We start from the raw sequence: 14,882 nt of genomic DNA, 5'->3' as shown, positions 1-14,882 counted from the left end.
CGCGGTCAGAGCCGCACGACGAGCTTGCGCGCGGACACGCCCCCGTGCAGCCGGTCGAGCGCGCCCTGCACGGCGCCGAGACCGGTGCCGACGACCTCGGGCTCGGGCGCGCAGCGGTGGCGGCCGTCGGCGAGCGCGCTCGGCAGGTGGTCGCGCCAGAGCATCGGCCCGACCTCGTTGCTCATCAGCGTGGCGCCCCAGACGTAGCGGGCGCGGATGCCGCGACGGCGGGCGGCGAGCTGGAGGCGGAGGTTCGCGCCGACCAGCCGCGACATCGTCCGCACGAACGGGAGCGAGAGCCCCGCTCTGCGCGGCAGCGAGCCGAAGGAGACCGAGGGGCTGGCGAGGGCGACCCGGCGGGCTCCGGTGGTGGCCGCGACGGCGACGCAGGGCTCGGCGGAGCCGGTGCCAACCGCGAGGATCCCGGCCACCTCCGCGCCGCCGATCGCGGCGACGACGTCGGCGACCGCGCTCGGGCCGCGGTAGTCGACGACGACGTCGGCGCCGAGCTCGCGGAGGCGGGCGTGGTTGCCGGGCGAGGCGGTGGCGACGACGCGGTGGCCGGAGGCGACGGCGAGCTGGATCGCATTGCTGCCGACGCTGGTGGCGCCGCCCCAGACGAGGACGGTCCGGCCCGTGGCGACGGGCTCGGCCGAGGGGTGGGGCAGCGCCAGGTGGTCCTTCTGGAAGAGCGCGGTCGCGGCGGTGGAGACGGCGAGCGGCAGGACCACGGCCTGCTCGTCCGCCAGCTGCGGCGGGATCGGCGCAGCGAGGTCCGCGCGGACGACCGTGTACTCCTGGAAGCCGCCCTCGGCGTCGTGCCGGCGGCCGCGCTCCATGCCGACCGCGTAGGCGACGACGCGGTCGCCGACGGCGAAGCGGTCGACGCCGGGCCCGACGGCCGCGACCTCGCCGGCGACGTCCTCGCCGAGGATCGAGGGGTAGGGGAGCCAGCGGTACATCAGGTCGCCGGTCCACTGCTTGAGCTCGTCGAGCGGGTTCACGGCGACGGCGCGGTTGCGCACCAGCAGCTCGCCGGGCCCGGGCTCGTGCAGCGCGGCGGGACCGACGACCAGGTCGGCGCGGGGCGAGGGGAGGCGCGCGGCGGTGTTCGTGAGTGCGGCGGTGTTCGAGGGCAAGGGGTCTCCAGTGCTCGATGGCATGACGTGTCATCACTGTAGCCCTGATGGCACGTCGTGTCATCAGCTAGCCTGGCTGCATGTCACGCTGGGCACCCGACGCCGCACTGCGCCTCGAGCGCGCCGCGATGGAGCTGTTCACCGAGCACGGCTACTCCGCGACGACGGTGCCGTCGATCGCCGAGCGGGCCGGGCTCACGACCCGCACCTTCTTCCGGCACTTCGCCGACAAGCGCGACGTGCTGTTCCTCCGCGAGCGGGAGTTCCCGGAGGTGGTCGCGCGACTGCTCGCCGGGGCACCCGCGGGCCTGGACCCGCTCGGGCTGCTGATGCACGGGCTGGAGACGGTCGCGGCGGGGGACCTCGAGGGCTGGCGCGGCGACATCGCGGCACGGCGGGCGGTCGTGCTGTCCGAGCCGGCGCTGCGCGAGCGCGAGTTGCTGAAGTCGGCGGTGCTCACCGACGCGATGCGCGACGCGCTGCTGGACGCGGGGGTGCCGGCCGCTGAGGCGGCGCTCGCCGCGCGCACGGCGTCCGCGCTGTTCGATGCCGCGCTCGACGAGTGGCTCCGCGGCTCGGACGGGGTCGCGCTGGTCGTGGTGCTCCGCGAGGAGCGCGCGCGCCTCCGGAGGCTGGTGAGCGCGGCGGAGCAGGCGGGCTCGCCCGAGTAGGCGAGCCCGCCGCGCCCTACGCCTTCGAGGTGGCCGTCGCGTTGCCGACGACGCCCTGCGGGTTCGAGGTGGTGTCGGTCAGCACGAAGCGGATCTCCTGCGGGAAGGCGGTCGGCTTCACCCGCACCCAGGTCGTCTCCGCCGCGCGGGTCAGGGTCCAGGAGTAGGTGTAGAGGCCGTCGGTCAGCACGCCCTGCACGCCCGGGGCGAGGCTGGTGGTGTCGTAGGTGATCGTCGACACCGGCTTCGCGGAGCTGATGACGTACGTCCAGCCGGTCTTGTACGAGGCGTAGTCGCCGTCGTCCGGGACGGCGGTGAAGTCGGTGCGCGCGTAGCCGGTGTTGTTGGTCGCCTTGAGGCTGGGGTCGCCGACCGACTGGCGCGTCGCCGAGAAGGTCGGGTTCGGGTAGGTGTCCGGCTGGCCGGGGACGACCGGGACGGTGGAGGCGCTCGCGAGCGGCGCCGCGGCGGCGACGGCGATCACGGGCAGGGACCAGGCCGCGGCGACGGCGACGGAGCGGCGCGAGGGGGAGAGCGGGGAGAGCGGGGAGGAGGTGGGCACGGGGTCCTTTCGGGGCCTGGAAGGGGGGAGTTCCGTCCAGAAAGTAGCGACAGCCGCCCCGTCCTTCCGCGCCAGCGCCCGCCCGGCCACGGCCCCTCTCAGGGGGAGGAGGCACGTCGTTCCTGGGCTCCGGCTGACACGACCACGTAGAACCACCTAGTCCGGAAGAGGTCCTCGTTAGCCTGGTCCGCATGGCCAGAACCGTCTCCACCACCACCGCCGTCGACCGCGACGGCATGCTCGACTTCGTGCGACCGCGGCACCGGATGCTCGTCGCCACCACCCGCGCGGACGGCCGGCCGCAGATGTCGCCGGTGTCCGGCGGTGTCGACGCCGAGGGCCGCCTGGTGATCTCGACCTACCCCGGCCGGGCGAAGACGCGCAACGCCGAGCGCCGCTCCGCGACATCGGTCCTCGTGCTGTCCGACGACTGGAACGACGCGTGGATCCAGGTCGACGGCGAGGCCGAGGTGCTGCACATGCCCGAGGCGGAGGACGCGCTCGTCGACTACTACCGCAGCATCTCGGGCGAGCATCCGGACTGGGACGAGTACCGCGCGGCGATGCGGCTGCAGGACAAGTCGCTGCTGCGCATCATGCCGACGCGCTGGAGCCCGATCGCGACCGGCGGCTTCCCGGCCGACGTCGCGGCGCGGCTCGACGCCCCTCGCTCCGACGCACAGGCGTGATCCGCCCCCGCCTCGCCCGGGCCGGCCGGGCCTGGCGCGACGCGGTGGCCGGCCCGCGGCTGCTGCTCGCACTGAAGACGGCGGTCGCGGTGGGCATCGCCTGGGCCGTCGCCCCGTACGTGCCCGGCGTCGCCGAGCAGTACCCGTACTACGCGCCGCTCGGCGCGCTGGTCAGCATGTACCCGACGCTGATGGGCTCGGCGAAGACCGGGCTGCAGACGCTCCTCGGGCTCGCGGCCGGCATCGGGCTGGCGGTGCTGGTCGTGGTGACGGTCGGTCCGACCTGGTGGACGATCCCGCTGATCGTGGGCATCGGCGTGGTGCTCTCGGGGACCGGCTGGTTCGGTGCGGGGCGCGAGTACGTGCCGATGGCGGCGCTCTTCGTCCTGATCATCGGCGGCGCGAAGGCGGAGGACTACTCGCTCGGCTACCTCGTGCAGATGGCGGTCGGCGTGGTCGTCGGGCTGCTGGTCAATCTTCTGGTCGCGCCGGGGCTGACCTCCGAGGCGGCGACCGCCCGGGTCGACGAGTTCGAGCGCCAGCTCGGGCGCCACCTGCACGACATGGGCGCGGCCCTCGAGGAGACCTGGCCGCCCGAGCACGAGGCCTGGTCGACCAACGGCGAGCAGCTGGCGGCGACCGCGACCGAGGTGCGGCGGGCGCTGGTCGACGGCGACGAGAGCCGCAAGGGCAATCCGCGCGCTCTGCTGCACCGGCACAGCTCGCAGACCGACCACCTGCGGCTGGCGACCCTGGACGGGACGCTCTTCCACGTCCGCGACATGACGGCCGCGCTGGCGGACACGATCTGGAACCGCCCGGGCGCGCTGCCCTTCGACGCCGAGCTCGCGGCGCCGCTGAGCGCGGCCTGCCACGCGGTGGGCGACGCGGTGGTGACGGGCGGCTCGCCGGAGGACCGCTCGCTGGAGCCGGCGGAGCAGGCGGTCGACGAGCTCGCGCGCGCCGTCGACGCGCGCGCCGCCGCGACCGGGACGAGCATGGGGCCGGGCGTGCTGGTCGCGATCCACCTGCGCCGCATCCTCGTGGAGCTGCGCAGGGACGACCCCCTGCGAGCTCCAGCGGCGAGTGCGGAGGGTTCGCGTGCGGAAGGATGAGGGGATGACTCCGGAGCTCCTCGACCGATTCGCGCACTGGTTCGACGAGGGGGCGCCGGTCGCGCCGTCGCTGAGCTGGGCGCTGTTCGACCGCGACGGGCTGATCGCCCGGCACGGTCGCGGGGAGCACCGGCTCGACGGTGCGACGCCCGAGGCCGGCACCGTGCACCGCATCGCCTCGATGTCGAAGAGCTTCGAGGCGGCGGCGGTGCTGATCCTGCGCGACCGCGGGCTGCTCGACCTCGACGACCGCGTCAGCGCGCACGTGCCGGAGTTCGCGGACCCGGTCGACGCCGCGGGCAGGGTGCTGCCGGTGACGCTCCGGATGCTGCTCAGCAACTGCTCGGGGCTGCCCGAGGACAACGGCTGGGCCGACCACGTGATGGCGATGCCGCGCGCGGAGTTCCTCGCGCTGATCGCGCGCGGGCTGACCTTCACGGAGCGGCCGGGCGAGGTCTACCAGTACTCGAACATCGGCTTCTGGCTGCTCGGCGTGGTGGTCGAGAACGTGTCCGGCGAGGGCTTCGTCGCCTTCGCGACCCGGACGATCCTCGAGCCGCTCGGCCTCGCGCACACGCGCTACGACGTGAACGCCTACCCCGAGGGCACCGACCTCGCGCAGGGCTTCAGCAGCTTCGACGAGGGCGCCACCTGGACCGCCCGCCCGCACACCGGCACCGGCGTGGGCGCCTGCGCCGCGAGCATGTTCAGCACCGTCGGCGACATCGCGCGCTGGAGCGGCTGGCTGTCATCGGCGTTCGAGGGCGCCGACGACGCCGTGCTCAGCCGCGCCTCCCGCCGCGAGATGCAGCGCGGCTGGACCCCGGTGCCCGCGCTCAGCCCGCGGGCCGGGGAGAGCACGCTCGACGGCTCCGCCTACGGGCTCGGCCTCGTGATCGAGCAGGACGTCCGCTTCGGCGCGATCGCGCACCACTCCGGCGGGCTGCCCGGCTGGTCCTCGAACATGCGCTGGCACCTCGAGTCGGGCCTGGGCGTCGTGGTCTTCGCGACCACGAACGGCGCCAAGCTCGCCGCCGCGGCCACGGGCCTGCTGCGCGCGGCGCTCGAGGACGCGGATCCGCCGGCGCGCACCATCGCGGTGCACCCGTCGACACTGGCGGCCGCGGCCGCCGTCGAGGCGGCGATCGTCGGTCCCGGCGACCCCGCGCGGGCCGAGGAGCTCTCCGGCGGCGTGCTGTTCAGCCCGAACCTCCTGAACGACGTGCCCGCCGAGGTGCGCGCCCGCCGCCTCGCCGCGGTGCTGGCGGAGGTCGGCGGGCTCGCGGAGGAGCCGACCGCCCGTCCCCTGCGCGACCGGCTGCTCTGGAGCGCCTCCGCGGCGCAGGTCGCCTTCACGCTGCCCGGCCGGGACGGCGAGCTGGAGGTCCGGCTGGAGATGACGCCGACGCTGCCCGCGCTGCTGCAGCGCCTGGACGTCGTGAAGCGGGAGGCGCTCGAGTCACCGCCGGTCGTCCGCGCGTACCGCCCGACCCTGGACTAGGCGCACATCGGGACAGCGCACATCGGGACAGGGCAGGCTGGTCCGATGACTGCGCGCACTCCCGACGACCACCGCCTCGACCGGGTCCGCGTCCGCGGCGCCCGCGAGAACAACCTCCGCGACGTGGACGTGGACATCCCGCGCGACGCGCTGGTCGCCTTCACCGGCGTCTCCGGCTCGGGCAAGAGCTCGCTCGCGTTCGGCACCCTCTACGCGGAGGCGCAGCGCCGCTACTTCGAGTCGGTCGCGCCGTACGCGCGGCGGCTGATCGATCAGGTCGGGGTGCCGGACGTCGACGCGATCGACGGGCTCCCGCCGGCCGTCGCGCTGCCGCAGCGGCGCTCCGGCGGCTCGGCGCGCTCGACCCTGGGCAGCGCGACCACGCTCTCGTCCGTGGTGCGGATGGTCTTCTCCCGGGTCGGCACCTACCCCGAGGGCGCGCCGATGCTCCTCGCGGAGGACTTCTCCGCGAACACCGTCCAGGGCGCCTGCCCGGCCTGCCACGGGATCGGCCGCGTCTACGACGTGCCCGAGGAGCTGATGGTCCCGGACGACTCGCTCTCGATCCGCGACGGCGCACTCGCGGCCTGGCCGACCGCCTGGCACGGCAAGCAGCTGCGCGACAGCCTGATCTCGCTCGGCTACGACATCGACGTGCCCTGGCGGACCCTTCCGGCCGAGGAGCGCGAGTGGATCCTGTACACGCAGGAGTCGCCGCAGGTGCCGGTCTGGACGGATCGCGGACCGGCGGAGGTGCGGGCGGCCGTGGCGGCGGGGGCCGAGCCGCGGTACATGAGCACGTTCCTCGGGGTGAAGCGCTACGTGATGGACACCTTCGCGGGCTCCAAGAGCGCCCGGATGCGCGAGCGCGCGGCCACGTTCCTGGTCAGCGTCGCCTGTCCGGACTGCCGCGGCAAGCGGGTGAAGCCCGAGGCGCTGGCGGTGAGCTTCGAGGGGTTCGACATCACGGAGCTCTCGGCGCTGCCGCTCGAGGAGCTCGCGGCGCTCCTGGCCCGCGTGCTCGAGCGGGACTGGGTGCCGGTGGGCGGTGGGCCGCTCGCCCCGGAGACCCGGCTCGCCGCCCAGCGCCTGGTCTCGGACCTGCTCGGCCGGATGGTGCCGATCGTCGACCTCGGCCTCGGCTATCTGTCGCTGGACCGGTCGACGCCGACGCTGTCCTCGGGTGAGCTGCAGCGGATGCGCCTCGCGACCCAGGTGCTCTCGCGGCTGTTCGGGGTGGTGTTCGTCCTCGACGAGCCGTCGACGGGGCTGCACCCGGCCGACACGGAGGCGCTGCTCGGCATCCTCCGCTCGCTGAAGGACAGCGGCAACACGGTCTTCTTCGTCGAGCACTCGCTCGACGTGATCCGCGAGGCCGACTGGATCGTCGACATCGGCCCCGCGGCCGGCTCGGGCGGCGGCACCGTCGTCTACTCGGGTGAGCTCGACGGGCTGCGCGAGGTGGACCACTCGATCACTCGGCGCTACCTCTTCCCCGAGACCGCGGAGCTGACGCCGCCGCTGCCCGCCCGGCGGACGCCCGACGCGCAGGTGCGGCTGGTCGACGTGGCGCGCAACAACCTCCGCGGGCTCGACGTGTCGTTCCCGCTCGGCGCGCTGACCGCGGTGACAGGGGTGTCCGGGTCGGGGAAGTCCACGCTGGTCAATCAGGCGCTGCCCGATCTGCTCCGCGCGAGTCTGCAGGCGGATCTGGCGGGGGAGGGCCCGGAGCCGGACGAGTCCTCCTCCGACGATCCGCTGCTCGACGCCGACTCCGGCGTTACGACCGGCAGCGCGACCGGGCCGGCGGAGCGGCTGCGCCGGGTCGTGCAGGTCGGCCAGACGCCGATCGGGCGCACCTCGCGCTCGAACGTCGCGACCTACACCGGGCTCTTCGACCGCGTCCGAGCGCTGTTCGCGGCCACTCCCGAGGCGAAGCGGCGCCGCTACGGTGCCGGCCGCTTCTCCTTCAACATGCCCAGCGGTCGCTGCCCGGTCTGCAAGGGCGAGGGGACCATGGAGGTCGAGCTGCTCTTCCTGCCGACGGTGCAGGCGCCGTGCACGGAGTGCGGCGGGACGCGCTACAACGCCGAGACCCTCGAGGTGACCTGGGGCGGGCGCTCGATCGCCGAGGTGCTCGCGCTGAGCGTGACCGAGGCGCGCGAGGTCTTCGCCGAGGAGACGGAGATCGCCCGGCACCTCGACGCGCTGCTCGACGTGGGTCTCGGCTACGTCGCGCTCGGGCAGCCCGCACCGGAGCTGTCCGGCGGCGAGGCGCAGCGGGTGAAGCTCGCGTCGGAGTTGCGGCGGGCCCAGCGCGGCGACACGCTCTACCTGCTGGACGAGCCGACGTCGGGCCTGCACCCGGCCGACACGGACCGGCTGCTCGGCCACCTGCAGCACCTCGTCGACGCGGGCAACACGGTGATCGTCGTCGAGCACGACATGCGGATCGTCGCCGACGCGGACTGGGTGATCGACCTCGGGCCCGGCGCCGGGGACGCGGGCGGCGCGATCGTCGCGACCGGCACGCCGGAGCAGGTCGCGCGGGCGGAGGGCAGCCGGACGGCGCCGTACCTGCTGGCCGCGCTGGAGCGGCGCTCGTAGGGCATCGGCGTCGCGCGGAGGGGGAGTGTCCGGCGGGTGGCCGAGGGGCTAGCGTGTGCCGCATGCCCGCCTCTTCCCGCCGTGTCGTCCCGGCGCTCCTCGCCTCCGCCCTCGTCGCCGGGGCTCTCGCCCTGCCGACGCCCGCCCTCGCCGACATCGCTGTGAAAGCGGGGACGAGCGGAGGCACCAGCTCCGGCGACCCGTACTTCCCCGGCCTCGGCAGCTCGGGCTTCGACGCGCTCAGCTACAGCCTGTTCCTCACCTACGACCCGGCGCCGCGGGCGCTCACCGGCCGGGCCGTCGTGACCCTCGCGCCGACGCAGGAGCTGAGCTCGTTCTCCTTCGACCTGCGCGGACTGACGGTCTCGAAGGTGTCGGTGAACACCCGGGGCGCCGCCTTCACGCAGGTCGGCGACGAGCTGACGATCACGCCGTCCCGCTCGCTGAAGAAGGGCGCGCCGACCCTGGTCGACATCCGCTACGCCGGCACGACCGGCAACCCGGTCGACGGCACCGGCGCCCCGTACGGCTGGTGGTCGACCGACGACGGCGCCCTGGTCGCCAGCGAGCCCGACGGCGCCTCGACCTGGTACCCGGTGAACGACTCGCCTGCCGACAAGGCCCGCTACTCCTTCACCCTCACCGTGCCGGAGGGGCGCACCGCCGTCGCCAACGGGGTGCCGGTGGGCTCGCCGGTCACCCGCAACGGCTGGACCACGTCGAGCTGGGTCGAGACCAGTCCGATGGCGAGCTACCTCGCGATGGTGAACATCGGCGACTACGACCTCGTCCGCTCCCGGGCGGGCGGCGTCGTCAGCATCGACGCGGTCGATCGCGACATCACCGGCGAGGCGCGGGCGAGCACCGAGGCCGCCCTCGCGCGCCAGGGCGAGATCATCGACTACTTCACGGGCGTCTTCGGCGCCTACCCGTTCCGCTCCGGGGGAGCCGTCGTCGACGACGAGGAGATCGGCTACGCGCTCGAGACGCAGGGACGCTCGTTCTACTCGGGCAGCGCCGACACCTCGACCGTCGCGCACGAGATCTCGCACCAGTGGTTCGGCGACAGCGTCACCCCGCGGCTCTGGTCGGACATCTGGCTGAACGAGGGCTTCGCCACCTACGCCGAGTGGCTGTGGGCGGAGCACGACGGCGGCCCGACCGTCGAGGAGTCGGCCGCGGAGGTCGCGTCGATCCCCGCCGACGACCCGTTCTGGGCCACGCAGGTCGCGGATCCCGGCGCGCTCGGCCTCTTCGACAGCCCGATCTACGCACGCGGCGGACTCACCCTGGTCGAGCTGCGCTCCACCATCGGCGACGAGGCCTTCGGCACGCTGCTGCAGCGCTGGGCCGCCGAGAACCGCTACGGCAATGTGACCACGGCCGACCTGCAGGACCTCGCGGAGTCGGTCTCCGGCCAGGACCTGACCGCCTTCTTCGACACCTGGCTCCGCACCCCGTCGAAGCCCGCGGGCCTGTAGCCGCCTGCTGGTCGAGTCGCGTGCAGCGCGCATCGAGACCCACCGTTCGTGAGTGGGTGGATCTCGATACGCCCTCTGCGAGGGCTACTCGATCAGCATGGATCGGCATCGGCGTGCTGAGCAGGCATGACGGACTCATGTTGGTCGAGTAGCGCGCAGCGCGTATCGAGACCCACCCATCGGGCGACGGTGGATCTCGATACGCCCTCTGCGAGGGCTACTCGATCAGCATGAATCGGTACCGGCCTGCTGGGCAGGCGTAAGCGACCCATGTTGGTCGAGTAGCGCGCAGCGCGTATCGAGACCCATCCGCCGGGCGACGGTGGATCTCGGTACGCCCTCTGCGAGGCCTACTCGATAAGCATGAAGGCGCCCGTGCGCAGAGCGTGCGTGAGCGGGCCGGCGGAGCATGAAGCGGCGCATGGGCGGGCGCGGGCGCGCTCATTTCATGCTGGTCGAGTAGCGCGCAGCGCGTATCGAGACCCACCCGCCGGGTGACGGTGGATCTCGATACGCCCCCTGCGAGGGCTACTCGATCAGCATGGGGCGGGGCGTGACGAGACCGGCGTCCGTCAGAACGGGGGTGGTGAGTCCTCGAAGCGGGGGCCCGGTGGGGCGCCGGCGAGGGCGGGTGGGCGGATCGTGACGAGGCGGCCGGTGGGGGTGGTCCAGACGATGCTGCCGTCCTTGCGGGGGACGTAGGTCCAGCGGTCGCCGTGGCGGACGTGGTGGTGGGACGTGCAGAGGGAGACGAGATTCTCCAGGGACGTCTCTCCGCCGTTCCTCCATTCGAGAGTGTGGTCCGCCTCCGCCCGGGACGCGGTGCGGGTGCAGCCGGGGAAGCGGCAGGTCTGATCGCGCAGCTGGAGGTGCAGGCGCATCTGGGGCGGCGGGACACGGTAGGTGCGTCCGACCGACCTCACGGCGCGGGTGTCCGGATCGGTGAGCACGCGGGTGAACGACGCGCCAGTGGCGACCAGGGCGCGGGCGAGGTCGGCGGGGATGAGGCCGTAGCCGTCGAGGTCCGCCGGGGCGTCGTCGAGCCCGACGGCGGTGGATGCGGCGAGGGTGAGGCGCACCTCCGCGCGGATCCCGGGGACGTACGACGGGGACATCTGCGGTCCGTCGCTCGCGGGTGTGGTGCCGGCGATGTCGCCGTCGCGCAGCAGATCCGTGAGGACGTCGGCCTTCAGCTGCGCCAGGGTGCGCTCGTCGCCTCCCTCGCGAAGGGACCGGGCGATGCGGTCGACGCGCTCGGCGATGCCCATCGCATCGGGCGCGGGGAGCAGGGCGCAGAGCGTGGCCATGCCGTCGATCTCCGGCGAGACCCAGACGGCGCGGTCCTGCCTCGCGCGGACGTGCCGCTGGGCGAGGGGCTCCTCGTGCAGCTCGTCGCGGAGGCGGGCGACGATCCTCCTCAGCTGCGTCGGCGTGACCTCCGGTGCGACCTCGGCGGCGCGCTCGTCGAACCGGGCGCGCGAGGTGGCGGGCAGGGTGGCGGCGGTGGCGCAGACGATCTCGCTCGACTCCCAGAGCAGCCGGCCCTCGGCCAGAAGGGCGCGGGTGCGGGGGAGGTCTTCGACGAGCAGCCGGGCGTGCTCGAGCACTGTCGTCACGGCCCGCTCGGACAGGCGGAGCTTGACCGCGAACTCGGCGCGGATGGACCGCTCCATCAGGGAGCGCGCCTCACTGCGGGAGAGTGACTTCGCGCGGGCGAACGCGTCGGGGACGGTGACGGCCGCGCGGTAGGCGAGGTGCAGGGTCTGCGCGCGGGTGAGGAGCAGCTGTGCCGAGGTGCGTCCGATCTCCGCGGCGATGTCGGTCAGCGCGTCGACGGCCGAGAGCGCGCTCGGCTGTCCTGCCGCTCCCGGGTCGCTGTGCTCATCCACACGCGTATTGAAGCAGGGACCACCGACACCCGAGCGGCTGTCGGGCGGAACCCTCGGATAACTCCGCAAGATCGGGTCTGTGGAGGAGCTATGCCCCCACGTCGGCCGCCGCACCGGCGGCCCGTCCGCGCAGGGTGACGATCGGCGCCACCTCCGTCCAGCCGAGGCTCATGTAGAGCGCGCGCCCGCCGACGCTCGCCATCAGGAGTCCCGTGGTCGCGCCGTTCTCCGCCGCCCAGGCGCTGAGGCCGGTCATCAGCAGGCCGCCGAGGCCGCGGCGGCGGAACCGCGGAGTCGTCTCGATCCGATCGAAGACGGCGTCACCGCCGCTCAGCGCCGCCTGCCCGCGCGCCGCGACCTCGCCCTCCGCCTCGATGCGGGCGTGCGCGACGCGACCGCTCGCCTCGATCCGCACCTGCGGCGGCCTCACGGCCCTCCGGAGCCGGGTGGTCATCATCCGCTCGTCGCTGGTCACGGGGTCGAGGCCGGCCACCGCGTCGCGACCGCGCTCGTCGAGGTCGCCGACGATCGTCAGCCAGACGTCGGGCGCGGTGACGGCGGCGGCCAGGCGGCGCAGCTCGGGCAGCGACGGCTCGGCGATCACGTACTCCCGGGAGCGGGTCTCCGCCGCGACCTCGACGAGCCGGCCGTCCCCGTCGCGCCGCACGAGCATCCCGCGCGACGCGCACCACCCCGCCACCCAGCGGTCCACCAGCTCTCGTGACACGACCATGACGGCACCGTACCCGGACACCCGGGCCGGTCCGATCACGGCTCGAGGTGCCGGTGTGATCGATCCGCGGAGCGACCACACCGGCAGAGCGCGGGGGCGGGGTCTCTTCAGTCCCAACGTCGTGGGGGTGGGTGGATCTCGATACGCCCTCTGCGAGGGCTACTCGATCAGCATGGGAGGCGCTGCCGTGAGAGTGAGGTCTGCTCCTCTGCATGCTGGTCGAGTAGCGCGCAGCGCGTATCGAGACCCGGTCGCCGGGTGACGGTGGATCTCGATACGCCCTCTGCGAGGGCTACTCGATCAGCATGATTGTGCGCGAGGTCAGCAGGACGAAGTGGGCGGCCCGCCCCATGCTGGTCGAGTAGCGCAGAGGGCGTCTCGAGACCCACCTCCGGCAGAACGGTGGGTCTCGAGACGCCCTCTGCGGGGGCTGCTCGATCAGCGGGGAGTCCGCATCACTTCGCCGGGGTGACGACGAGGCCGACGCCGCCGCCGCGGCGGACGGGCTCGGCGACGGCGGTCATCAGGCCGGAGGGGTCGACCTCGATGGCGGCCACCGCGCCGATCTGCGCGGCCGAGGTGAAGGTGTCGCCCGAGGGCGTCAGCTGCTGGCCGAAGGGCGCGAGGTCGTCGGCGTAGGCCTCGATGAAGCCGGGCTCGGCAGAGGTGGACGCGGTGTTGCGCTGCGACGCCCGGGGCGCGGCCACCGCCTCCGGCAGGGTCATGCCGAGGTCGATGCGGTTCACGAGCGTCTGCAGCACGGTCGTGATGATCGTCGCTCCGCCCGGCGAGCCGACGACGAACTTCACCGCCCCGTCCTCGAGCACGATCGTCGGCGACATCGAGGAGCGCGGGCGCTTGCCGGGCTCGATCCGGTTCGGGTCGCCCTCGACGGGGGTCGCGGAGAAGTCGGTCAGCTCGTTGTTGAGCAGGAAGCCGCGGCCGGGGACGGTCATCGCCGAGCCGCCGGTCTGCTCGATCGTCAGCGTGTAGGACGCCGCGTTTCCCCACTTGTCGACGACGGAGAGGTGCGTGGTCGAGACGTTCTCGGTGTCCGGCTGCTCCGCGCTGACGGCGGTCGCGCAGCCGACGCCGTCGAGCGCGCCCGGGGCGACCGGCCGCGTGGAGGCGGCCGCCGGGTCGATGGTGCAGTCGCGGGAGTCCGCGAACTCCTGGCTGAGCAGCGTCTCGGTCGGCACGTCGACGAAGGCCGGATCGCCGACGTACGCGCCGCGGTCGGCGAAGGCGCGGGCCGACGCCTCGAGGTAGAGGTGCAGGGCGCTGCCGGTGTCCGCGGCGGCCAGGTCGTGGTTCTCGAGGATGTTCAGCGCCTCGCCGATCGCGATCCCGCCCGAGGAGGAGGGCGCCATGCCGTAGACGTCGAGGCCGCGGTAGGACGTGTGGGTCGGCGCCTGCTCGGCCACCGAGTAGCCGGCGAGGTCGTCCTCGGTCATCGAGCCGGCCGGGGCGGGGAGGGTCGAGCCCTCCGCGAGGCGCGGGTTCTGCACCGTGTCGGCGATCTCGGCCGCGAGCGGTCCGTCGTAGAACGCGCTCGGCCCGCGGGCGGCGATCCGGGCGAGGGTCTTCGCGAGGTCCGGGTTGCGGAAGGTGCTGCCGACCGCCGGGGCGTCGCCGCCGGGGAGGAACAGCTCCGCGGTGTCGGGGAACTGCTGGAAGCGCTGGAGGTTGTCGAGCGTCTGGCTGCGGAAGGTCTCGTCGACCGGGAAGCCCTTGGCCGCGAGCACGATCGACGGGGCCAGCACGACCGGGAGCGGGAGGGTGCCGAAGCGATCGACCGCGGCGTCCCAGGTCGCGACCGTGCCGGGGACGCCGACCGCGACTCCGGACGAGACGAGCTGCGGGGTGAACGGGTACGGTGCACCCGTCGCGGGGTCGAGGAACGCGTCCGGAGTGATGCCGGCCGGCGCCGTCTCGCGCCCGTCGATGGCGCTCACCTCGCCGGTCTTCGCATCGAAGTAGACGAAGTAGCCGCCGCCGCCGATCCCGGCGCTGTACGGCTCGGTGACGCCGAGGGCCGAGGCCGTCGCGACGGCGGCGTCGGCCGCGTTGCCGCCGCGCTTGAGCACCTCGAGGCCCACCCGGCTGGCGAGCGCGTCGACCGAGGAGACCGCGCCGCCGTAGCCGACCGACGTCGACGGCGAGACGACCGGACCGCCGAGGGCGTCCCGGAGCTCCTGCGCGGACGGCAGACCGCTGCTCGGGACGCCGGGGAACGGCCAGTCGAGCGCGGCAGCGGGTGCGGCACCCGCCACTCCGAGGGAGGCGACGGCGACCAGCGCGAGCGCCGCCCGTCGGAGACTGCGGATCGTGGCCATGGGGTTCCTCCATCGGAACTCGGTGCGGGCGGAGCAGGTGCCTCCAACCTAGGCCGGTGGCGGGTCGAGGGGCCAGCACTCCGCGCCTCCGAGACGGGGGAGGGCGGGCCGGGGACGGCGGAAGGGCCGCCCCGATGGGGACGGCCCTTCTGCGATCAG

Annotated in this window: 11 protein-coding genes; 6 read left to right on the top strand and 5 right to left on the bottom strand. The window is 73.7% G+C overall.

The annotated features are described in order from the left end of the window. Positions 1-5 precede the first annotated feature (5 nt). Positions 6-1,139, bottom strand: coding sequence for a zinc-binding alcohol dehydrogenase family protein (locus MT351_RS09055; RefSeq protein ID WP_243582007.1), 1,134 nt, complete (start codon positions 1,137-1,139; stop codon positions 6-8). Between the two features lie 80 nt (positions 1,140-1,219). Between MT351_RS09055 and MT351_RS09050 the strand changes: the two genes are divergently transcribed. Beyond that, positions 1,220-1,810 carry a TetR/AcrR family transcriptional regulator gene (locus tag MT351_RS09050; protein WP_243582006.1) on the top strand — a complete coding sequence of 197 codons (591 nt, stop codon included), beginning with the start codon at positions 1,220-1,222 and terminating at the stop codon, positions 1,808-1,810. Positions 1,811-1,826: 16 nt separating this feature from the next. Here the strand turns inward: MT351_RS09050 and MT351_RS09045 are convergent, their stop codons facing one another. Continuing rightward, positions 1,827-2,372: a hypothetical protein gene (locus MT351_RS09045; RefSeq protein ID WP_243582005.1), complete on the bottom strand. Its 546-nt coding sequence runs from the start codon at positions 2,370-2,372 to the stop codon at positions 1,827-1,829. 191 nt (positions 2,373-2,563) lie between these two features. Here MT351_RS09045 and MT351_RS09040 point away from each other — a divergent pair, with 191 nt between their 5' ends. From MT351_RS09040 to MT351_RS09020, 5 genes are all read left to right on the top strand, one after another. After that, the gene (locus MT351_RS09040; RefSeq protein WP_243582004.1) at positions 2,564-3,061 is read left to right on the top strand and encodes a PPOX class F420-dependent oxidoreductase; all 498 of its coding nucleotides are present in this window, start codon (positions 2,564-2,566) and stop codon (positions 3,059-3,061) included. Next, positions 3,058-4,176 (top strand): aromatic acid exporter family protein, encoded by a 1,119-nt coding sequence (locus MT351_RS09035; protein ID WP_243582003.1) that lies wholly within the window; start codon positions 3,058-3,060, stop codon positions 4,174-4,176. Before MT351_RS09040 ends, MT351_RS09035 begins: the two co-directional genes overlap by 4 nt. A 4-nt stretch (positions 4,177-4,180) precedes the next feature. After that, positions 4,181-5,677 carry a serine hydrolase gene (locus MT351_RS09030; RefSeq protein ID WP_243582002.1) on the top strand — a complete coding sequence of 499 codons (1,497 nt, stop codon included), beginning with the start codon at positions 4,181-4,183 and terminating at the stop codon, positions 5,675-5,677. A gap of 45 nt (positions 5,678-5,722) precedes the next feature. Beyond that, on the top strand, positions 5,723-8,284 hold the full coding sequence (locus MT351_RS09025; RefSeq protein ID WP_243582001.1) for an excinuclease ABC subunit UvrA: 2,562 nt from the start codon (positions 5,723-5,725) through the stop codon (positions 8,282-8,284). A gap of 62 nt (positions 8,285-8,346) precedes the next feature. Beyond that, positions 8,347-9,765 (top strand): M1 family metallopeptidase, encoded by a 1,419-nt coding sequence (locus MT351_RS09020; protein WP_243582000.1) that lies wholly within the window; start codon positions 8,347-8,349, stop codon positions 9,763-9,765. A gap of 572 nt (positions 9,766-10,337) precedes the next feature. Here MT351_RS09020 and MT351_RS09015 read toward each other — a convergent pair. From MT351_RS09015 to ggt, 3 genes are all read right to left on the bottom strand, one after another. Further along, positions 10,338-11,654 carry an HNH endonuclease signature motif containing protein gene (locus MT351_RS09015; RefSeq protein ID WP_243581999.1) on the bottom strand — a complete coding sequence of 439 codons (1,317 nt, stop codon included), beginning with the start codon at positions 11,652-11,654 and terminating at the stop codon, positions 10,338-10,340. Between the two features lie 88 nt (positions 11,655-11,742). Next, positions 11,743-12,387, bottom strand: a complete 645-nt coding sequence (locus MT351_RS09010; RefSeq protein WP_243581998.1) for a GNAT family N-acetyltransferase — start codon at positions 12,385-12,387, stop codon at positions 11,743-11,745. A 455-nt stretch (positions 12,388-12,842) separates the two neighbouring features. Continuing rightward, complete coding sequence (ggt, locus tag MT351_RS09005; RefSeq protein WP_243581997.1) at positions 12,843-14,723, bottom strand: gamma-glutamyltransferase; 1,881 nt, start codon at positions 14,721-14,723, stop codon at positions 12,843-12,845. Positions 14,724-14,882: the final 159 nt, after the last annotated feature.

Source organism: Rathayibacter sp. VKM Ac-2926, assembly GCF_022815565.1.
Lineage (GTDB): Bacteria > Actinomycetota > Actinomycetes > Actinomycetales > Microbacteriaceae > Rathayibacter > Rathayibacter festucae.
This window is presented reverse-complemented; position numbering and strand designations above follow the sequence as displayed.

What these genes read in the sequence shown, in the direction of transcription:
- MT351_RS09030 (WP_243582002.1), top strand. Translation starts at nt 4,181, where the DNA reads ATGACTCCGGAGCTCCTCGACCGATTCGCGCACTGGTTCGACGAGGGG.
- MT351_RS09025 (WP_243582001.1), top strand. Translation starts at nt 5,723, where the DNA reads ATGACTGCGCGCACTCCCGACGACCACCGCCTCGACCGGGTCCGCGTC.
- MT351_RS09040 (WP_243582004.1), top strand. Translation starts at nt 2,564, where the DNA reads ATGGCCAGAACCGTCTCCACCACCACCGCCGTCGACCGCGACGGCATG.
- MT351_RS09010 (WP_243581998.1), bottom strand. Translation starts at nt 12,387, where the DNA reads ATGGTCGTGTCACGAGAGCTGGTGGACCGCTGGGTGGCGGGGTGGTGC.
- MT351_RS09020 (WP_243582000.1), top strand. Translation starts at nt 8,347, where the DNA reads ATGCCCGCCTCTTCCCGCCGTGTCGTCCCGGCGCTCCTCGCCTCCGCC.
- MT351_RS09050 (WP_243582006.1), top strand. Translation starts at nt 1,220, where the DNA reads ATGTCACGCTGGGCACCCGACGCCGCACTGCGCCTCGAGCGCGCCGCG.
- ggt (WP_243581997.1), bottom strand. Translation starts at nt 14,723, where the DNA reads ATGGCCACGATCCGCAGTCTCCGACGGGCGGCGCTCGCGCTGGTCGCC.